Genomic DNA, 20,965 nt, shown 5'->3' with positions numbered 1-20,965 from the left:
AACATAAGCCCCACCCAAACGAATGATGCGCCACCCCCCACCCCGCCCTCATTCTTGAGGGTGGCACCTGATTGTTCAAAAAAACGGCAATCCGGTTGCCAAGGCGATGATCTGCGCCCATAGTTAATAACACTGATATACAGCAGCACCTCTTATAACCAATAACAACGAGGGCAGTATGAAGAAACCGGTAGCTTTGCTGGCGGGTGCCTTTTGCGCCAGCCTGATATCACTTGATGCCGCAGCGCAGGATGAACCACCCAAAGCTGCCACACCCCAAAAAGCCAGCGCCAGCCTGGAGGAAGTGCTGGTTACGGCCCGCCGGCGGCGGGAATCCCTGCAGGAAACCCCCATCGCCGTTACCGCTCTCAGCGGCGCTGAGTTGCAGGAGCGCGGCATTGTAAACGTGGGTGAGCTGACCAAGAGCGTGCCCAGTGTTCAGATTACCGAGAGTGTGTCTAACCTGATCTATATTCGAGGGATCGGCCAGCGAGCCGCCTTTGCCCGAGTTGACCCGACGGTGGGCGTTTACCTCGACAATATCTTCCTGCCCCGCGCCGATGGCCATTTGATGGATACGGTCGACGTGGAAAACATTCAGGTTCTGCGCGGCCCTCAAGGCACATTGTTCGGCAAGAACACGACCGGTGGCGCCATGGTGCTCACGTTAGAGAAACCCAAAGCTGAAACCGAAGGCTACGTGTTTGGCTCCGTGGGAAACTACGAACGGGTTCAGGTACGCGGTGCCTACAACACGCCCCTGAGTGACAACGTGTTTGCACGTATTGCCTTCAACCATCTACAAGACGATGGCTTTTTTGAAGACGATTCCCAAGGCGAAACCAACACGTCCAAGGGCCGTACCTCACTGCTCGGCCAAGTACGCTGGGAAATCAGCAGCGACGCCCTCCTGGATACATTGCTCTACGCGGGCCGTATCGACGAGCGCCTGCCCGGCTCCTACTGCACCTTTATGAATGAAGATGCCGTGTTGGTAAAAGGCCTTTATCTAATGTGGCCGGGCGATACCGATCCGAGCAACCCGACCGCCTACCGTGAGAACTGTGAAAGCAACTCCCGCGAGCGCCTCGGCGACCTGAAAAGCAATATGGGTAAAAACAATATGATGGATCGGGAGCTGGATACCTATCTCGCTGCCGCCACGCTGGATTGGGAGCTCACCGACTCGCTCTCGCTGAAAATGGTAGCCGGTGCCCGTCACGAAACCAAAGGCCCTCTGATCAGTTCGGATCAGGACGGCGGCCCCGGGAACTTCAACGAATCCTTTACCCGCGATGACGGCGAGCGCGAATCTTACAGTTTCGAGCTGCAGGTCAACGGTACCTTGTTCGACGGCGCGGTCACGTATACCGGTGGTGCCTTCTTTATGGAAGAAACCAACACCGAAGTCTTTACGCTGATCAACTCGCTTAACGGCCTGGATGCCACCACCGCTCCGCAAGTACTCGGCGGTCAGCAACCCTCAGCACCACCGCCCAATGGCAGCCCCGGCCCGCTGATCGGCATTCTGGTGGACCCAACCCTCGACTCCGCTTTCGACCTTCGCAACTTTACCAAGGCCTACTTTTTTCAGGGCAGCTGGGATATGACCGAACAGCTGGAACTGACCTTGGGCATTCGCTACACCTCCGAGCGCCGCCAGTCGGATCTGGTGGTGACCGGTACCGACCGCAATGCCGTCGGCCAGCGCCTGCTAACCAGTGGCCGATTCGCGCCCGACATCGTTGGCGGCAGTGGTTTCTACGTGTTTAACGGCATCTGGGCAGAAGACCCGGTGAGCATCGCCATGAGCTACTTCCCCGATGTCGACGGCGATGGGATTAATGATTTCCCCTATGCGGCACAACCCTTCCGCGTGGATGAAAAAGACAACACCTTCACAAAGACCACGCCGATGGCCTCACTGTCTTATCAGTTTTCCGAAGACGTACTGCCGGAACACTGGGACACCTTCATGATTTACGGCACCTGGAGCAGCGGTTTTAAATCCGGCTTCTTCGAGCCTAAAGGCGTTGATGGTTTGCAGCAGGTAGAACCGGAAGAAGTGGAAAACCGCGAGCTGGGCATGAAGCTCGAAGCCTTCCGCCGCTCACTGCGTTTTAACATGGCCGCCTACCACATGGATTTTGATAACCAGCAGCTGATTCAGGTGGATGCGGATTCGAATAACAACCTAGTGGTGATTTATCAGAACGCCGGTCAGTCTGAAATCAAGGGCGTTGAAATGGAGCTGCAATGGATGCCCAGCCCCGGACTGATGATTAACATGTCGGCGAGTCACAACGACTACACCTTCACCGATTTTAAAGATAACGATCTGCTGCAGGCCGCCCTCGGACGTCAGGTGGAAATTGATCGCAGCGACGAGACTTTTCCGGTGTCACCGGAAACCACCGCCGCCTTCGGTATTCAATACGCCTTTAATCCGGATATCGGTGTGATCACCCCCCGCCTCGATTACAGCTACAAAAGTGAGGTGTACTACGGCCTCGACGATGGCGCCCACACCCTGTACCAACAGGACAAGGATCTGGCCGGGCAGTCTGCCTACAGCGTGATGGACTTTCGTTTGATGTGGCAAAACAACGAAGGCAATCGCACCGCCGCCTTCTGGGTGAAAAACGTTTTGGATGAACGTTACGACATCGGCATTGCCGCCGTCGGCGATTCCGTAGCGACCTTCTTCCAGACCTACGGCGACCCGCGCCGTTTCGGTATCGAATACCGCCAGACTTTCTAATTCCGATATAACGTCATTGCGAGGGGCAGAGCGACGAAGCAAACTCCATAGATCTCTGCCACAATAAGGAGATTGCTTCGTCATTACATTCCTCGCAATGACGGAACCACACACTGCCCCTCTCCCACCACTCGTCATTGCGAGGAGCGCAGCGACGAAGCAATCTCCACCGCCCCACTCCACAAGCGAGAGATTGCTCCCACATTTTATTACTCGCCATGACAGTGGACGTACACGCGAAGCCACCAACGTTGCCACTCGCAGCACTGCGCGGCATACTGCGGCCATATTGCCACTGTAGGTTTTATGAGCCAGCTCAACGATCTCAACAGCCGCTTCCCGGCCAATAGTCACTGGCACTTTTCGGAGCCGGCGCCCGGCATTGTGCTGCTGCATATTCACAGCGACACCAGTACCGCGACCATCAGCTTGTATGGCGGGCAAGTGCTGTCATTTCGACCTCGCAATCAGGATGACCTGCTGTGGGTTAGCGACGACGCCCACTTCGCCGAGGGCAAAGCTATTCGCGGCGGCATCCCGGTTTGCTGGCCCTGGTTCGGACCTCACCCCACTGATGCTGACGCGCCCGCCCACGGCACCGTGCGCAAAACACCGTGGCAGCTCGAAGAACTTGAGTGCAACCATCAGCACGCAAAGGTATTGCTGCGCTACTCCGATGAAAACCTCAATCTGCAGCTAGCCATCACGCTCGATACACGACTGCATTTGGCGCTCACCACCGAAAATCATGGCGCCACAAATGCCACCATCACCTCAGCCTTGCACAGTTACTTTGCAATCTCCGATATTTCGGATATTCATATCACAGGCCTCGAAGACAAACCCTTCCGCGATGCGGTAAACAGCAATCGAGCCTGTCTGCAGCGCGGTGTGATTCGCTTCAATGGCGAGCTGGATCGGGTATATCAAGACGTCGATAAGGCCATTTGCATTCACGACCCCGGCCTCAAGCGTATCATTCGCATACACAACACCGGCTCAAAAAGCGCTGTGGTCTGGACCCCCTGGATCGACAAATCCAAACGCCTCGGCGATATGGGCGTTAATGGCTACCGGCAGATGGTGTGCGTGGAAAGTGCCAATGCCGACAGCGACGCCATAACGTTGCCGCCCGGCGGGCAACACACCCTCAGCGCGCTGCTCAGCATCGAAGACCTCTGACAGACCCGCGCTGTTAGTCTAGTATTACACTCATTCGACATTCACAGGGAATCACCATGCTTCGCCTGCTCACACCACTTTTTGCACTCAGCCTGCTGACAGGCTGCGAAACTGCCTACATCAACACCATGGAACAATTCGGTGTACACAAACGCGACATACTCGCGGATCGCATTGTGGATGTGCAGGACGCACAGGCCGATGGTCAGGAACAATTTCGCAGCGCGCTGGAACAGTTCCGTTCGGTGATTAACGTCGACGGCGGCGAGCTGGAAAAACAGTACGACAAATTACAAAAAGCCTATGACGACAGCGAAGCCGCCGCCGAAAAAATTAGCAAGCGCATCGACAAAGTCGAGTCCGTCGCCGAAGCCTTGTTTGATGAATGGGATGACGAGCTCGACCAATACACCAACCAGCGCCTGCGTGCCGACAGTGAACGCAAACTGAAAAACACTCAGCGCGGTTACGAACAAGTGATGCGCGCCATGCGCGCCTCCGAAAAATCACTGGAGCCGGTACTGAACGCCCTGCGCGATAACACGCTATACCTTAAGCACAATCTCAATGCCTCAGCGATTGGCGCACTGCGCGGTGAGTACCGCAACGTGAATAGCAATGTAGAGCAGTTGTTGAAAGCAATGGAGAAATCTATTGCGGAATCCGATGCGTTTATTAAGACGCTGGAGTAACGTTACTTACTACGAAGTGCCACGTTCCGAACCCCTTGGAGGCGCCGAGAAGCGCAGAGCAACAGCGGGCCAGAGCGAGCACTGTTCGAGTCCCGTAGCGGCGATAGCCGCGAAGGTCGAGTTGCGCAGCGACCGCTGTTGATCGAGCATCGCAGGGAACCCGAAGGGCGCCAGAACGGGGTGCCCTTTTCTTGGTTACTTCTTTTGGGCAGGCAAAAGAAGTAACTCGCCCAGCAGGGCGAAACCTGCGATCCGAAGAATCATCGGATTATGATTTACCCTACCGGCTCACACAAAAACACCGGAATCGCCCGATCCGTCCTCGCCTGATACTCATCAAAATCCGGGTACAGGGAACACAGATGCGGCCAGGCGGCGGCTTTTTCTTCTTCACTGATTTGGCGGGCTCGCATTTTACGGGTTACACCGCCGTGCATGATGGTGATATCGGGGTTGGTTTTGATGTTGTTGTACCACACCGGGTTTCTGTCCATACCACCCTGCGAGGCCACCAGATAACAGTTGTCGCCTTCAGGCAGATGAATCAAGGCCACTTCGCGCCACTGACCACTTTTGGCGCCCTTCATACCTACTACACAAATCGGGTAGCCGCCGGGAAAATTCTTCCACAGTTTGCCTTTGGATTTTTTGAAGACCCAGACGTTAGCGGCGGTGACCCACTTCATCACCTTTTTAATGGTTTTGAAGTTCTCCTGCGGAATGGGCTTTACGTCGGCACGTTTGGTTTTTACATAGTCGTACTCAATCACGTTCGGATCCTCAATAGAAAGTCAGCGGCATCTTACCGAATGGTCACGCCGGATGATCTTAACAAGCTGTTACAGTTGTCGAAAAGCAGGGGGAGTCTCGCGTGGAATCTGCGGCGCCAAACACTGAACGATTCTACTACGGCTGGGTGATCGTGGCTCTGGCCATGATGATGCACGGCCTGACCACCGGCGGCACCAATGCCCTCTATGGCGTATTTGCCCTGCCGCTGAGTGAGGCCTTTGACCTGTCGCGCGCAGCGGTGCTCGGTGCTACGGCGAGTGTGGCAATGATTTCCTCTGGCCTCTTGTCTCCGTTTGCGGGCCTGTGGCTGTCGCGCTATTCACCGAAAAAAATCATTCTGCTGGGCTGCCTGATGCTGAGCGGCGGCTATTTCGCCATGACTCTGGTCACCACCTGGTGGCAGATGTCGATCGTCTATGCCGTTAGCTGGAGCATGGGCAATGTCCTGTTCGGCGCACTGGCGGCCAATACCTCCGTCTCGAACTGGTTCGAAGCTGAGCGCGGCAAGGCGCTGGGCATTGCTTCCATTGGAATGTCTTTCGGCTCGTTTTCCTTTCCACCCATTATCACCTGGATCATTGTTAACCACGGCTGGCGCTCCGCCTACGCGGTGCTGGGCTGTATCACCCTCGCCGCCGTGCCCTTTATTCTGCGCTGGTACCGCGACCGTCCGGATAACGCCGACGGCACACCGCAAGTGCGCCCCCCCGGCGGCAATCATTGGAAAGAGATTCTCGGCAGCCGCGATTTCTGGGTGATTGGCCTGTGCATCAGCATCTGCTTTGCGGGCTTTAACGGGGTAACGATCAATATCATTCCGATGGCGGTAGACCGGGGCTTTACGCCCACGTCGGCGGCCTGGCTGCTGTCGGTGGCAGCCGCGTTTGGGGTAGTTGGCAAGATTGTGATCGGCATGTCTGCCGATAAACTGGGCCCGCGCAAGGCGCTGATGATTCCGCTGGGCCTGCTGGTGATTGCCTGCCTTCTTTTGCGGGGCAATACCCCCTACTGGCAAATGATGGTGGCCGCAGCCTTTGTTGGGCTCTCTTCGGGCGGCGCGATTCCGGTGTGGGGCGCGCTGATCGGCAGCTATTTCGGTCAGCAGAAGTTTTCTCAGGTAATGGGCATGATGAACCCGCTGCTGGTGCCTTTGATCGTGGCCTGTGCGCCCTTTATCAGCTGGGTAAAGGAGAGCACCGGCAGCTACAACCCGGCGCTGATGGCGATTATCGGGTTTATAGCCGCGGCCTTTGCGCTGATTCCCTTGCTGCGCCCGCTTAAGGCGAATAATTAAATCGAACCGCTATGCCAACGCCCTGAACTGGGCCAGCTCAAAGTCGGATAGCAGCGCCGTCGGAATCATGTGGAAAATGGTGGTGGTCGGGTATACCAGCACCAAATCGTCCAGCACAATCACCCGCTTCAGCTCCCGAAACTCATAGCGGGATTCGCCATTATCCGAGCGCAGTACAAAGCCCACTGGCTGCATCTCAACCTGCTGCTCGCGCTGGAGCAGGGGGTTGTTGCGATATATACGCCGCAATTGCCAGCGTTGCAGGGGCGGCAATATCAGCCACAGAAAGGCCACCAGCAGCACCGCCACAATACCCGTAGCGATCAGGCTCTGGGGGCTGACGCCAACCGCCACCGGGAACCACGCCACCACCACGAACATGGCCAAAGCAAGCCAGCGCCGTCGGGGCGCATGGGCATGGCGGCAGGCGCGAACAAACTGGTCTTCAGTGATCTGGTAGCTATGGCTCACGGGCAGGCCCTTCCCTGGAAAATTGGCTACATTGTAACCAAGGCCTCCAGCGCGTAAAATACGCGCGCTTTTCCCATCGCCGCCATAATAACGACTCCAGCCGATTGGTTCGTTCCCCTGCACTGTTCGCGGGGCGGTATGTATTTGTTTTGATTATAGGTTTTGCATGTTTGAGATTTCACCCAGCCGCGTGGCCAGCACCAAAAATGATTTGCTGTCGGGGCTGACCGTTGCCCTTGCCCTCGTCCCTGAAGCGGTGGCCTTCTCCTTTGTGGCCGGCGTCGAGCCGCTGGTAGGCCTGTATGCGGCCTTTATGGTCGGCCTGATCACCGCCTGCATCGGCGGTCGCCCCGGCATGATCTCCGGCGCCACCGGCGCACTGGCCGTGGTGATGGTAAGCCTTGTGGCGGCCCACGGCGTGGAATACCTCTTTGCCACCGTAGTGCTGATGGGCATCCTGCAGATTCTGGCCGGGGTGTTCAAACTTGGTAAGTTTATTCGCATGGTGCCCCACCCGGTTATGCTGGGCTTTGTAAACGGTTTGGCGATTGTGATTTTTCTGGCCCAGCTCCAGCAATTTGGCGAGCCGGGACGTGAAGGCTGGCTGACCGGCACCTCCTTTGAAGGCTCGGTGATTGATATTGCCTGGCTCGGCGGCAACGATCTGGCCATGATGCTCGGCCTCGTGTTCCTGACCATGGCCATCATCCATTTTCTGCCCAAGCTCACCAAAGCCGTGCCGTCCTCACTGGCAGCTATTGTAGTGGTCAGCCTGCTGGTGATTGGCTTCAGTCTGGATACCCGCGTGGTGGGCGACGTGGCCTCCATTGCCGGTGGCCTGCCCAGCTTTCACATTCCCACCGTACCCCTGAACTGGGAAACCCTGACCATCATCTTCCCCTACGCCGTGATTCTGGCCGCCATCGGCCTGATCGAATCCCTGCTGACCCTGCGCCTTGTGGATGAAATCACCGAAACCCGTGGTCGTGGCAACAAGGAATGTATCGGTCAGGGCGTGGCCAATACTGTCACCGGTTTCTTTGGCGGTATGGGCGGTTGCGCCATGATCGGCCAGAGCATGATCAATGTGAACTCCGGCGGTCGCGGTCGCCTCAGCGGCATCAGTGCCGCCCTCTTCCTGCTCCTGTTTATTCTGGTGGCTTCACCGCTGATCGAGCAGATTCCATTGGCGGCTCTTACCGGTGTGATGTTTATCGTGGTTATTGGCACCTTTGAATGGAGTAGCTTCCGCATCCTGCGCAAAGTGCCCAAGCAAGACGCCATGGTGCTGGTGCTGGTCTCCGGCGTTACCGTTGCCACAGATCTGGCGGTGGCCGTTGTGGTCGGCGTTATCGTTTCCGCCCTCGTGTTCGCCTGGGAAAACGCCAAACATATTCGCGTAGAAAAGCGCGAAGATCACAAAGGTTCCACCGTCTACGGCGTAATTGGGCCGCTGTTTTTCGGTTCTGTTACCTCCTTTCTGGAGCAGTTCGATCCGAAAGAAGCCAAAGACGATGTGGTAATCGACTTCGCCCGCTCTCGCGTTGCCGACCACTCCGGTTTGGAAGCCATCGACACCCTCGCCGAGCGCTACCTCAACGCAGGCAAAACCCTGCATTTGGTACACCTGAGCACAGAGTGTAAGAAACTGCTGCGCAAAGCCGGTGATCTGGTAGAAGTAAACGTAATTGAAGACCCGCAGTACTTTGTCGCGGAAGATAGTCTGGCCTGATAAACCGCAGGCTCTTCGAGAAGCACCCTTTATGGGTGCTTTTTTTTGGCAAAAATATTAGAGTGGAAGCACACACCGGAGTAACAATTAGAAAATACGCCGACAGAATATAACCACATAAAACGGGCTCAAAGATCATTGATCTGGCCCAAAAAAGAAAATAATTCAAATCAGTTTTAGGGATGAAATATGGTTAGCTTATCTTTTCGTCGAGTTTTTCCGCACTTGGTTACACTATTACTAACATTGTCGCCCGGCCTGAGTTATTCCGAACCGTCACAAAATGATGTTGGCGTACTGGTACAGTTCAACTGGAACATCGGCCATGTTCACTCAGAACAGAGCCGCTGGCAGACAAACTTTGCGATGGGTTCGACCGGCAATATCGTGCGATCTATTAATGAAACCGCATCTATAAATCGCAGTTTAGACGACTCCTTCGAATTCAAGTACCTCGATCAAAAAATCTCTCTACTGCCCTTGCAATGGTCGATGGATTCGATAGGCAACTCGTTCTCCATGCTCTACGGAGTTCCAGTCGTTAGCAAGCTATCACCCGTTTTCAACGCCTCTAGCAATAACGAATCAGGCGACACTATCGTCTCCAATCCATGGGTTTGGGCGGGAGCACTAGTGCTGGGGGCCGCAGCTGCCTCTGGTGGTGATGGTGGCGGATCTTCTACTGGCGACACCGAAGAAGGCGCCAGGCGAGTCGAGATTGTCTGTGGTAACAACGACTTCGTGCTGGGCAATGAATGCGTGGCTAATCAACCTATAGAATGATCTGAATCGTAGGCCTACAACACTTTAGTTAGCAAAACTTTTTCTTCTACACATTCGGCGACCGTAAGACACAAGTAACGAACTCTATTACAGAAAATCAAATGATAATAACAAGCAAGAAGAGCAAACAAACTCATCAATATGTCAGCAAAAGATCCCGCTCCGCCTCATCAATCGTTTGTGGCGCGTGTGGACATCAAAGAAAAGCGACTGACACTAATCCAGTATGGCAATGCCCATGCTGCAGTGTGGCATATTCAAAAGTAGAAAAGCACTCCACCCGTTCTTCTTCAGCTTTAAAAAAAGCTTCTTCAAACCGAAAGTCTATTAAAGCTAAAATTAAAGAACGTAAGTCGAGCAGACGTGGACACGCAATCCTGAAAAATGCACATCTTCTCGGTTTATGGAGTGTAGCAAAAAGCCTTGGGGGAGGCTGCGGAGCATTCGTCATAGCCCACCCTCTGCTGTTCTTGGCAGGAGCAGCCATTCTCACAGGATCTGCCCTGTACTATGCATCTTCTCTCTAGCGCGCTCTGCAACTCGTGATCGGCTTCGATTTCTTTGCGCTCGATGTTCCGTAAACTCTTTCTATAAATCAAAATACAATCGACAATGGGGAAAATAAGAAGAATGATAAAAATTCATAAAGCTCACGCTCTCTTTGTAGTAGCCCTGCTTTCTTTCAGCGGTCTTTTTAGTGCGGCAGCATTTGCGCAGGATGCAGACTCGGATTTTGCCTCAGGCACTTTCCAGTTTTTCGATATCATTGTTCCGCAGCCGAAAGCCGTGATCCAAAAACTGCTGCCACCGGGCTACACATTGGCTGAGGCACCGAATGTTTTAACCAAAGGCGAAAATAATCATGTGCTGCTGTTGTCTCTTGGCCAGGTGATTGAGAGCACAATGTATGACAGCGCTCCTCTTCCCAGCTTTTACGACGTTAAGCTCTCCATCCCCTATGTAAAGGCGCCCGGAATTAAGGGCCTTGTTGTGTATGACATTGCCTACTTCTTTGAAAACCCGGCGATGTGCTTTGGTGTGTTTGCCGAGTGTCAGCCTTCTACGGTCAGTATGTCGTATGGGGATAGCGGCGCCTTCAGTGTTCGGCGAAACGTGCAGGATGTCTTCAGCGCACCGCTGGCGGAAGGTAGCTACCAGCTAGATTCTGAACACGCCTCAACGGCGCTGGTCAAAGCCGTTGATACTTACGTGAACACGCAACCGATGTTGGGCTCCTCACCGCTTTCCTGCAATACGATCCCGAGCTCGGCCTACCCTTCCTGCCTGGAACGGGAAGATCGCTTTAGTGACGCTAGCATGGGGCCGCGCACGCATCGCGTTAACCTGAAGTTGAAGCTTGCTGAGTTTGGCTGTCAGGCTGAGGGCTTGCCCGATGTGTTGGAAGTCGAGAACGTTATTGCGATTGAGGGCATTATGCCTTTCCGGGCCGGTACGCCCCAGACTTGCCCGGCTGAGTAAATCCGGGCAGGCTAGCTTATCGACAACTACAGCGAGCCACTTATGCAGCGTATTGAATCCGAGCAAGCATTGCGCACACTGCTTGGCGAGCCTCACGATCTGGTAAAGCAGAAAATCTCCGGGGAATTGTTTGAGGAGGCAGAGGCTTTTATTAGCAAATCCCCGCTGCTTTTGATCGCAACTTCCGGCAGTAGTGGCAATGTGACCGTATCGCCCAAGGGCGACGCTGAAGGGTTTGTCCGAATTGTCGATAAGAACACTTTGCTTATTCCCGAGCGCCCAGGCAACAAGTTGCTGCACGGGCTCAGCAATATTTTGGAGACAGGCAATATCGGTTTGCTATTTATCGTACCCGGCACGGAAGAGACTCTGCGCATTAATGGCAAGGCAACGCTGTACAAGGATGAGCGCCTTTGCAAGGACATGGCCGCAAACGGCAAGCCGGCACTATTGCTGATTCAGGTAGAAATTGCCGAATGCTTTTTCCATTGTGCAAAAGCATTCAAGCGAAGCAAAACCTGGCAACCCGAGGCGTGGCAAAAACCGCTAAACATCAAGTTTGGCAAACAGATTGCGCGCAACACCGGTCAGGGGAAGCTCAAGCAGGCGGCAATAGCGATGGCAGTGGATGCCGCCGTGAACGCGGATTACAAAAAGAATTTGTAAGCGGTCTGACTGCCAATCGCTCTACAAAGCCGGCAGCACCTTTTCACAATACAATTCCAATGACCTCCACCCCCGCTCCAGCGGCATGCCGCCTACCAGCGGGTGCAGCACAGCATTTTTGTCTTTGTCCGCCTGCATCCGCTCGATGCACTCTTCCGGCGTAACAATTTCGTAGCGGCCGCTGGCGCGAATTTCTTCGACGCTGGCACTGGGCATTTCCATGGGGCGGGCAAGGCCGGCGCGTTTCCAGCTGTTGTATTCCTGTACTTCATTCAAAAAGTGATGACCGATTTCGGCCCAGGCGGCGTCGGGGTTTTCGTCTACAAACCAGAGAGCAAAGTCTTCAGGCGGCGCCACCATAAAGCCCTGCTTACCGTGGGCTTTGAGCTGTTCGTAGTAGTAGGCCTCCAGCTCGGCGTCATACATGGGCGGTGAAAAGGGCAAGCCGAAGCGGGCAGCGCGGCGGGCGGCGACCTTGCTCATGCCACCGACCAGAAACATGGGGTGGGGCCGGGTGTAGGGCTTGGGCGTGACGGTGATCATTTCACCGCGATACTCGAAGGGTTCGTCGCCCCAGGCTTTGAGCAGGGTGTCGAGCACATGATCCATCCATTTGCCGCGTTCGGCAAAGGGTTTGTCGAGGGCGTGGAATTCGATTTCGCGGTAGCCGAGGCCGGCGATAAAGCTGAGTCGGCCACGGCTGATCAGGTCGATTACGGCAACGTCTTCGGCGAGGCGCACCGGGTCGTAGAGTGAGACCAGCAAGGCCATGATGCCGATGCCAGCGTTTTGGGTACGAGCGGCAATGGCAGAGGCCATGGTCAGTGGTGAGGGTAGCCAACCGTTCTGGGCGCAGTGGTGCTCTTCCACATTGATGTAGTTAAAACCGTGTTTGTCGGCGTATTCGGCCATCTCGATGGCGGCCTGATAGCGGGCAGAGCGTTGGGTGGGATCGGTCTCGGCACCGGTCATATTGAGTCGTAAAGAGCTGGGCATCGCGTTTTCCTTAGCTGTGTCTTTTCACTTTACGCACTAACAGCGGCGCTATGCGTGGACAATCTGTAAGAATCAGGGTAAAAATTAACCAAAGGCTCAGGATGAGCAAGCCCAATAATAACAATGTAAGGATTGATCATGCGTAAGCGTACCCTTCGCTGGCCACAGCTGATGGCCTATTCCCTTGCCGGTTCCACCCTCGCGGGCGTCGCCACGGCCAAACCCGTGCTGGAGGAAGTGGTGGTGACCGCCCAGAAGCGGGCCGAATCCCTCAGTGATGTTCCCGTGTCGGTGTCGGCGGTCAGCGGCGACAAGCTGAACAAGGCCGGCATCAGCAATATGGCGGATCTGTCGGAGTACACCCCCAACTTCAAGTTGGTACCGGGCGGCTTGATCCCCAACGTGTATATGCGCGGCGTGGGTTCGGGCTCGAATCAGGGCTTTGAGCTGTCGGTGGGCATCTTCGCGGATGGTATTCACCTCGGCCGCCCCCACCAAACCCGGGCGGCGTTTATGGATATTGAACGGGTGGAAGTACTTCGTGGGCCGCAGTCGATTCTGTTTGGCAAGAACGCCATTGCCGGGGCGCTGAATATTGTGTCCGGGCGACCGGGGCAGGAATTTGAAGGCATGGTCAGTGGTTTGGTGGGCGTGCCCAGTGGCCGCGACAACGACCGCGATGAAGTGTCGGCCATGGTCTCGGTGCCGGTAACCGACAACTTCGGCTTTCGCTTGGCTGGCCGGATGCGTAACGAGGAAGGCTACCTCGAAAATGAAAACCTGAAACGCGATGAGCCTGCCGTAGATGAAAAGGCCATGCGCCTGACCCTCGGCTGGTATCCGCTGGACTGGGCCGAAGCCTACCTGAAGCTGGAGCACTCCAATCGCGAGCAGCGCGGGCGTACCTTTGAATTTACCCACGCCAGCGCCCTGACCGGCTGTAGCGGCGAAGATATTGAATTGAACCGGGTGAAGAACACCGATGCGAAGGAATTCGCAGAGATCGATACCTATAACTACACCCTTAACGTGGATATGAACTTCGAGCCGGGCACCTTAACCTCGACCAGCGGCTGGTCCGGCTTTGAATCGGAAGATCTGTTCGACGCTGACTCGAGCAGTTTTGATACAGTGCCGCTGCTGGGCCTCGAGGAATACGACCAGTTCAGCCAGGAGTTCCGCTTTGCGTCTGCGACCGGCGGTTTTCTGGATTACATCGTCGGCGCCTATTACCAGACCAGCGAGCTACAGTTTGATGAATCCTCGCCGCTGAATATCCGCAACGGTGCAGTACAGGATTTTGGCAATTGCGCCATCAACACCGCCGAGAACGTAAAAGCGGATCTGGCGCGTGATTTTAGCATCGACAGTGACGCCTGGTCGGCCTTTGTGCAGGTAACGCTTAACTGGACGTCTTCCCTGCGCACTACCCTCGGTGTTCGCCACGTAGTGGAAGAAAAAACCGGTTATCGCAAGTTTGATGTTTACGAGCCCGGTACCCAGAACGATGCCAATCCGGTGACCGCGACCGTGCTGAATGCCCTGCTCATTAACAAGCACACCTTGAGCGGTGAGCGTGACGTTTCTGTGACCCTGCCCTCGGTGAATCTGCAGTGGGATGTGACCGAAGACATCATGACCTACGTGGGCTTTACCCGTGGCGCGAAGTCGGGCAGTTACGATGCGCGGAACAACAACGATAGCACTGGCCCCAATGGCGGCGCCACCAACTTTGAATTTGAAGACGAGTTGGCCGATGCCTGGGAAGTCGGCGCAAAAATGCGTTTGGCCGATGGCGCGGCCGAGTTGAATGTGGCTGTATATCGGGTTGAATACGAAGACATGCAGGTGAGCGTGTTCGACGGCGTGGCGGGCTTTACCGTAACCAACGCCGGTAGCGCCTTGACGCAGGGCATTGAGTTGGATGGCCGCTGGCTGCTCACCGAGAAGTTTATGCTTAGCGGTTCACTGGCCTATCTCGACTTTGAGTGGCTGGATTATAAGGATGGCCCCTGCTATACCGGCGCGCCCAACGAAGATCCCAACACCGGCACCTGTGATCTCACCGGCCGCGAAAACCAGCACACGCCCGAATGGACGGCGACCCTCTCCGGGACTTACACCCAACCCATCGGCGACAGCCTGGCGCTGGAGCTCGGCGTGGATGTCAGCCACAAGGGCGAGCATTTTACTTCAGGCGATCTTGACCCGCGCGGTTTGCAGGAAGACGTTGAGAAAGTGAATGCCCGAATTGCGCTGGGTGATGTGGCCGAGAATTGGAACGTGGCTTTGGTGGGTCGCAACCTCACCGATGAGACCACCATTGGTATCGGCTCACCGTCCGCCCTCGATGCGGGCGGTTACCGGGCGACGATTGAACCGACCAAGGTGATTTATGTTGAGGGGCGGTATCGGTTTTGATATCCCTCGTCGTTGCAAGCGTAGCGAAGCAATCTTCATGCACGCCGTGCTGAACTCGACGAGATTGCCGCGTCGCTTCGCTCCTCGCAATGACGGATAATTTAGCGTAACTGCCACCACGACTGACGACCGAGTTCGGTGCCCGCACCGCGCTCGGTGGTCATCCCCAGACTCCCCCGCGACCCCGACGTATATTTATATTCCTTCTCCCCTGCACCAATAATCCCCGGCCGGGAAATCATTTCATCGAAGTGTTTGCCACTTGGTGCGATCAGGGTGTTGTTCGACGAAATCATATCCGCTGAATTAATCACCCCATCGTCGTTGGCATCAAATACGGCTTCATCCAATCGCCCGCCGGTCATCGCATTCAACTCCATCAGCCAACTGGTACCCCCAAAATTACAGGGGTCAGCCGAGGGCGCCATGGTGGCGAAGATAATTCGGTCGTAGCGCAGAATGGCCTGATCAATCACTCGCTCGCCGCTGCCGTGGCTGGCACTGCTGAGTTTTAGATCGAGGTACCAGCCCTTTTTGCTGCTGTAATCCACATTGCTGCTGGAGACCACGCGAAGATCTGCATTGGCGCGGTTGTTGGTGCCGTTCAAAGCGCGACTGCCCTGTGCGCTTATGGTTTGTTCCTGCAGATCGCTGCGACTATCGATGACTGCGCCTTTATCCTGCAGGCCGTAGAAGGTTTGCACCTGCGGCGAATCGCCCACGGTGGAATCACTGCTCTCCAGATATTTGCCGGTGCCGACGTAGACCATCACACCCTCTTCGGGATGGCGACCCACGGCAATGCGCGAGGTAATGGGCTGGGCAACATTACTGGTATCGCGCGCGACAAATAAGGGGGCCGGGGTAGTGTTCGTACCGTAAGCCACGCCCCAACCATTGCGGTTACTGCTGGTGAGATCAAATTTCCAGATATTGCCTGCCAAGTCACCCGCGTACACCGTATCCGTGATGCGGTCACCGTCCTCATCCACCGGCACCACGCTGCTCAGACCGTTATCAGTGCCACTGACTTTAGTGTCGATGGCTTTCAGCAGGCTGCCATCTGAAAGATTCACAATAAACAGTTTTACTGTGTCGCCGCTGTTGTAGCCATTTCCGAATATTGCCACCCAGTCACCGCTTTCTAATCGCGCTATGACCGGTTCGCTCATGGCGACGCCGAGTTTGTCTGTACTGCTTGTCGTGGTTGAGAATTCCCAGAGCACATCGTCTGCATCAAAATTCTCGGGGTCGGACACATCCAGGGCGAAGATACTGCGCCCGCCTGCGCCAGTGGCGCCAATCAGTATCGAGCGCCAGGCATTGTTGATATAGGCGTCGAGCACGCGGGGTGAGCCATCGACAAAATAGCGATGGCTGTAGTCGGGTTTGGTGAGTGTATATAAGGCGTTGAATACACCGGCCGGCACATAGCCAAACTGTTCTTCACCGGTATTTGCTTTAAAGGCATGCAGCATACCGTCGTTGGCGCCCACGTAAATCATTGCGGATTTACTTGCCTTGCTCTCCAGCCACCCGGAATAACTTGGGCCTTCGGTACCGCCTAATTTCGAAAATCCGTAATCCTGCTTCCAGTGAAAATAGGGATTGGAATTGATCACATCCCCCAGCACTTTGCTGCGAATTCTAAAAGCGGTATTCGAGCCTTCCTGACGGCGATCTCCACGCAACCATTGCAGACGCTGTGGACCGAGCACAGAGGCTACCGCGGTATCTGTTATATCAGCGGTCAGCACAGATTGCTGGCTACTGTCCAGCGTGTTCCAGGTAAACGCGGCGCCATCGCTATTGGCGGGTGACCATGTAAAAAGTTTGCGGACATCATAGGCCGGGATTTTACCACTGCTGTCGGTTGACCATTCCAGTGAATCCAGCTTGCCGTCGCTAGCAACTTTGTAGGCCAGAATCTGACCCGACCAGTCCCGGCTATCGTAGCGCGCCTGAAACACCAGGGTGTCGGTGTCGAGGCGCGTGGAGTTTGTTGCAACCGCCGAGGCCGAGCCCACCGATTGCAGAATTCGGGTCACCGCTGCTTTGAGTTTAGTGGCAATCTCAACGGGCTTGCTCGCATTCAACAGCTGACCGCGACCATTAATCGTGGCGTGCCAGAGATCATCCACCGCCGTGGGGCTGCGCACGGGAAAGTCCGTTGGCCAGGCCGGCGGATTAGCATAGGGGTCGATGGGATTGTCCGGATCAAACAAAAAGCCGCGCGAACCCAAGGTGACTGCGTAGGTCAGCATATGCAGGTTGCTGTTACAGTCCAGTGCCGGACTGCGATCGTTGCGACTGCAGGCTTCTGGTAGAGGCACCTTGCCGGTGTCAAGGTCATCGCGCAAATGATTGGCGTAATACTTCATCGCGATATCCGCCATGGTGCCTGACTCACTGTCGGCGTAGGGCGCGCCTTTATCGCCATCTTCATTGCCGATACCGACATCGTCCGGATTACTGTAGCCATCGGTAAACAGAATAGCGGCGTTGGATTGGCAGGCGTGGGTAATGGGTGCGCTGCTGCCGGTGCGCTTTAGTTGATCCCCTGCGTGTTTCAGAGCAGGTCTATTTGGCGTTCCGCCACTGTTGCCGCCACGGCTATACACCGTATTGAAAAAACTATTGCGCTCGCTGCTATCCGACAGCGCATGCATGGTCACGTCACTACGATTATTAATCGTAAACTCACCGACCCGCGCATTGCGCACATCAAAAAAGGAGTGGGCAACACCAGCCCGCGTTGCCAAGTGGCGCTTGCGATAATAGGAAAACCAGTTTGCGAAATTGCGGATCATTGCGTTGTAGTGATCGGTGGTTTGAAAGTTTGCGGATTTAATTTCATAACCGATCAAGTTACTGCCATCTGGCGCCTTGCCGGTGAGCGTCGCACCGGTATAACCAAGATCTGGGTGGAGTGCTTCTTTCAGATAAAAGGTGGCCGGGTAGTAACTCACTTCCATGTTGGTTTTTTCATCGACGGTTGAGCCATCTGGTAGTTTCATGCCACGGAAAAACGTAAAAACGTTGTTGGTTGAATCGGATGAAATGCTTTGCGTTAGATTAAAGCTAGCATCGCCACGCGCCGGGTCGCTGGGTGCCGATGTGGGGTCTATTCTGACCCATGCGGTGTCACCTGCACTTGGCCAGGGCGCGTAGATATCGGCAGGGTTAAAGTAGGCGCGATTGAAATCAGGGGAGCGCGCGAAGGCGAATTCTGCGGTTGGCGGGACGGCAAAGTGATCGTTGTCAGAATCACCGTATATGCGTTTTCCCGTCCCCGTACCATTCGGAAAAAGGTAAACATATTTTTTCCAGGTACCGTTGGCGCTACCGGCGGCGTTGACATTCAGTACGCCGCTTTCTTCTTCGTCATTCGCGTTTAAGCCCACAAAACCTTGAGTATCGGTATTCCACCACAGTGCGCCGTCATTGGTCGGCAGTAGGACTTCGGAATCCATGCTGCCGGAATCATCTATCGCCAACAAAATATTGGGCGGTGCACCGGTAGCCTGCGAAAGCGGTGTTTGTGCTATATCCACCGCCGAATTGGCACTGGCGGTTATCAGGCCGAAGATCATTGTCAGTATCGTTTTATCGTGTGTTGCTGTTTTCATCCCTGAACCTTTTTATATTTACTTACTGGCGCCGATAAATACTGCGCAAAACCACCATCGCGTTGCTGCTAACACCAAAGCCCCGTGCGGTAATGCGATAAACCTTGTAGGGCATAACCGCCGTATCAGCGTCCAGTGACACAGCGGGGCTTCCCTGCACAGTAAGCTCTTCAATAATGTATTGCGGGTCGCGATTTACGCCGCCGCCAAACTGGTTAACGCTGGCCCAGGTAGTGGAGTTGCGATCAGACCAATCCGGAGCGGCGCAGGCTGCAGCGGTACCACTGCAATCCTGATACAAGCCATTGCTACCGTTAAAGGCAGCGAGAGACGCGCTGGATAACACCGCTTCTGCTTCACGCAAGGCGGCTTCGGCGGCCTGAAAGGCGGAATTAGTATCGCGGGTATTGCCGGCCATACGCTCCTGTAGCGTTGTAGACTGCAGCGCGCTGGCGCTGATCACGGTCATGATCAATAAAAAGATCAGACAGACAATCAGTACCGCACCCCGCTGTTTGTGAATAAACATAGCTGCTACCTCAAGGTAAGCGATTGCGCACAGCAACGGTGGTTGTATAGACCTTGCGCAGGCGGCCGTCCTGCGCCACAGCGGCGCCGTTATAGGTCAGCAACTGGCCACCACTGACGACATTGTCTTCAAGACTGTGCAACAGAAGCTCGATTCGGACACTCAACACCTTCGACCAATCACTAATCGCGCTCGCAGTTTTGTAGCTGTCGACGGCGCGATCACCATTGCCGTCTTCGCCATAGGTAAGCTGCATATCCTGAACGCCTTCTACCAATTCCTGAGCCACCCGTGGTGTCGCGCTGTCGAACTGGCGCTCGCGCACATAGAGGGAATGAATCGGGCGCCCACCTGCGGTGGTTCTGCCAGTGTTGCGCACAAAATATTCCACCGATTGAAAGCCCAGCAAAAAGGCGTCCTCGCCGTAAGTCTTGCTGAGCTTGTTATTGTCGTTGGCGTTATTGGCGTGGGTGACCGTGAAGCGCTGATTGCCCGCGTTCTGATTGTTCGAGACGGTCGTGGCCTCGAAAAGATCGGCATGGGTGCAGTCGGTGATCAATACAAAATCCCCGGGACCTAAACCCGCGTCGTTATTGTCGATCTGGATATTGGCGTTATTGGGATCGAGATTGCCGGTGAGTCCTGCCATCCTCGGGTCCGCTCGCTGTATTACCACGACATCGCTACCCGTAACGGCGGAATACGCATTGCCCGACGCAACATTGTCATAGCCTTTCAACACGCCTCCGGGGGTAAAATTGAGATCGTCCGGCGGTTCCTTGGCAATCACATTCAACGGCACGCGAGCGAGATTCGGGCAACCCATAAACCCGGCGGTTCGCAAATCCTTGCTGAGGTAGCCCAGTGCAAAGCGGCCGTTTTCCTGAATCCGCGCCGCTGCATCCAGCAGTTGCCGACTCTGCACACTGGCCAAGGTGACTTGCATGATCGCGGTGCTCAGCGCGAGACCGAGGGCCAGCGCGATCAGCAGTTCAACCAGCGTAAAGCCCTTATTAGCGCCCATGATTCAAAGCTCCGTCACAAAGACAAAGCGCTCGAGATAATCGCCACCGGCATTGGCCGCTCGCGATTCTGAAATGCGCGCCTCATCCCACTGCACCGTCACGGTAAAGCTGCGGCCATTGCGAGCAATGCTGCCATCGCCGCTGGTCAACTGATTGCTCAGGGCGTTAAGCCAGTCGCGTACATCGCTCTGATGGATGGCGTTGCCGGTGGGCGCGGGAGCCGTCAGCGCGATATCGTAATGGCCCGCCAGCGCGGCTTCCCGGTTGGCGCGCATGCGATCGACAATGTCGTAGGCCAGCAGGGTGGCATGGGAGCGCACATCGGCGGTCTGGTTAAATTTGAGGGCATTGAGGTTGGCGGCGCTCAGGCCGAGGATGCCGAGCGCGGTGATCAGCAGGGCAACCAATACCTCGATCAGGCTGAAACCTGAGGCGGTGTGTTTCCACATAACGCAGTCCTTTGCATGTACAGCCGTTGAACATCCTGTTCGGCCATGACTTTTAGATTATGGT

General features: G+C 55.3%; 16 protein-coding genes. 9 read left to right on the top strand and 7 right to left on the bottom strand.

Going from position 1 to position 20,965, the window contains the following annotated elements:
* The first annotated feature begins 178 nt into the window (after positions 1 to 178).
* The 3 genes from FHR99_RS14880 (at position 179) to FHR99_RS14870 (ending at position 4,635) form a co-directional block, all read left to right on the top strand.
* Positions 179 to 2,761, top strand: a complete 2,583-nt coding sequence (locus FHR99_RS14880) for a TonB-dependent receptor (RefSeq protein ID WP_183411496.1) — start codon at positions 179 to 181, stop codon at positions 2,759 to 2,761.
* Positions 2,762 to 3,067: 306 nt separating this feature from the next.
* Positions 3,068 to 3,943: a D-hexose-6-phosphate mutarotase gene (locus FHR99_RS14875; protein ID WP_183411495.1), complete on the top strand. Its 876-nt coding sequence runs from the start codon at positions 3,068 to 3,070 to the stop codon at positions 3,941 to 3,943.
* A 56-nt stretch (positions 3,944 to 3,999) separates the two neighbouring features.
* Positions 4,000 to 4,635, top strand: coding sequence for a DUF2959 domain-containing protein (locus FHR99_RS14870; protein ID WP_183411494.1), 636 nt, complete (start codon positions 4,000 to 4,002; stop codon positions 4,633 to 4,635).
* Between the two features lie 275 nt (positions 4,636 to 4,910).
* Here the strand turns inward: FHR99_RS14870 and FHR99_RS14865 are convergent, their stop codons facing one another.
* Positions 4,911 to 5,405 (bottom strand): nitroreductase/quinone reductase family protein, encoded by a 495-nt coding sequence (locus FHR99_RS14865; RefSeq protein ID WP_343067627.1) that lies wholly within the window; start codon positions 5,403 to 5,405, stop codon positions 4,911 to 4,913.
* A gap of 101 nt (positions 5,406 to 5,506) precedes the next feature.
* On the opposite strand from FHR99_RS14865, the gene FHR99_RS14860 reads away from it, so the two are divergent.
* The gene (locus FHR99_RS14860; RefSeq protein WP_183411493.1) at positions 5,507 to 6,721 is read left to right on the top strand and encodes an MFS transporter; all 1,215 of its coding nucleotides are present in this window, start codon (positions 5,507 to 5,509) and stop codon (positions 6,719 to 6,721) included.
* A gap of 9 nt (positions 6,722 to 6,730) precedes the next feature.
* Here FHR99_RS14860 and FHR99_RS14855 read toward each other — a convergent pair whose 3' ends face one another.
* Positions 6,731 to 7,192 carry a YcxB family protein gene (locus FHR99_RS14855; protein WP_183411492.1) on the bottom strand — a complete coding sequence of 154 codons (462 nt, stop codon included), beginning with the start codon at positions 7,190 to 7,192 and terminating at the stop codon, positions 6,731 to 6,733.
* A 166-nt stretch (positions 7,193 to 7,358) separates the two neighbouring features.
* On the opposite strand from FHR99_RS14855, the gene FHR99_RS14850 reads away from it, so the two are divergent.
* From FHR99_RS14850 to FHR99_RS14835, 4 genes are all read left to right on the top strand, one after another.
* The gene (locus FHR99_RS14850) at positions 7,359 to 8,924 is read left to right on the top strand and encodes a SulP family inorganic anion transporter (RefSeq protein WP_183411491.1); all 1,566 of its coding nucleotides are present in this window, start codon (positions 7,359 to 7,361) and stop codon (positions 8,922 to 8,924) included.
* Positions 8,925 to 9,113: 189 nt separating this feature from the next.
* Positions 9,114 to 9,707, top strand: coding sequence for a hypothetical protein (locus FHR99_RS14845; protein WP_183411490.1), 594 nt, complete (start codon positions 9,114 to 9,116; stop codon positions 9,705 to 9,707).
* Positions 9,708 to 10,337: 630 nt separating this feature from the next.
* Complete coding sequence (locus FHR99_RS14840) at positions 10,338 to 11,186, top strand: hypothetical protein (RefSeq protein WP_183411489.1); 849 nt, start codon at positions 10,338 to 10,340, stop codon at positions 11,184 to 11,186.
* A 42-nt stretch (positions 11,187 to 11,228) separates the two neighbouring features.
* Positions 11,229 to 11,852: an MSMEG_1061 family FMN-dependent PPOX-type flavoprotein gene (locus FHR99_RS14835; protein ID WP_183411488.1), complete on the top strand. Its 624-nt coding sequence runs from the start codon at positions 11,229 to 11,231 to the stop codon at positions 11,850 to 11,852.
* 21 nt (positions 11,853 to 11,873) lie between these two features.
* On the opposite strand, the gene FHR99_RS14830 is transcribed toward FHR99_RS14835, so the two are convergent.
* Positions 11,874 to 12,848, bottom strand: a complete 975-nt coding sequence (locus FHR99_RS14830) for an LLM class flavin-dependent oxidoreductase (protein WP_183411487.1) — start codon at positions 12,846 to 12,848, stop codon at positions 11,874 to 11,876.
* Between the two features lie 138 nt (positions 12,849 to 12,986).
* Between FHR99_RS14830 and FHR99_RS14825 the strand changes: the two genes are divergently transcribed.
* Positions 12,987 to 15,269 (top strand): TonB-dependent receptor, encoded by a 2,283-nt coding sequence (locus tag FHR99_RS14825; RefSeq protein ID WP_183411486.1) that lies wholly within the window; start codon positions 12,987 to 12,989, stop codon positions 15,267 to 15,269.
* A 101-nt stretch (positions 15,270 to 15,370) separates the two neighbouring features.
* Here FHR99_RS14825 and FHR99_RS14820 read toward each other — a convergent pair whose 3' ends face one another.
* From FHR99_RS14820 to pilV, 4 genes are read right to left on the bottom strand one after another with little or no spacing between them, the layout of a single operon-like run.
* Positions 15,371 to 18,898, bottom strand: a complete 3,528-nt coding sequence (locus FHR99_RS14820) for a pilus assembly protein (protein ID WP_183411485.1) — start codon at positions 18,896 to 18,898, stop codon at positions 15,371 to 15,373.
* A 22-nt stretch (positions 18,899 to 18,920) separates the two neighbouring features.
* Positions 18,921 to 19,427, bottom strand: coding sequence for a pilus assembly PilX family protein (locus FHR99_RS14815; protein WP_183411484.1), 507 nt, complete (start codon positions 19,425 to 19,427; stop codon positions 18,921 to 18,923).
* Between the two features lie 10 nt (positions 19,428 to 19,437).
* Positions 19,438 to 20,451, bottom strand: a complete 1,014-nt coding sequence (locus FHR99_RS14810; RefSeq protein WP_183411483.1) for a PilW family protein — start codon at positions 20,449 to 20,451, stop codon at positions 19,438 to 19,440.
* Positions 20,452 to 20,454: 3 nt separating this feature from the next.
* A complete protein-coding gene (gene pilV / locus FHR99_RS14805; RefSeq protein WP_183411482.1) occupies positions 20,455 to 20,901 on the bottom strand; it encodes a type IV pilus modification protein PilV in 447 nt (148 codons plus the stop codon).
* Between the last annotated feature and the right edge of the window lie 64 nt (positions 20,902 to 20,965).

Source organism: Litorivivens lipolytica (genome assembly GCF_014191715.1).
In the GTDB taxonomy this organism is placed as follows: Bacteria; Pseudomonadota; Gammaproteobacteria; order Pseudomonadales; family Spongiibacteraceae; genus Litorivivens; species Litorivivens lipolytica.
This window is presented reverse-complemented; position numbering and strand designations above follow the sequence as displayed.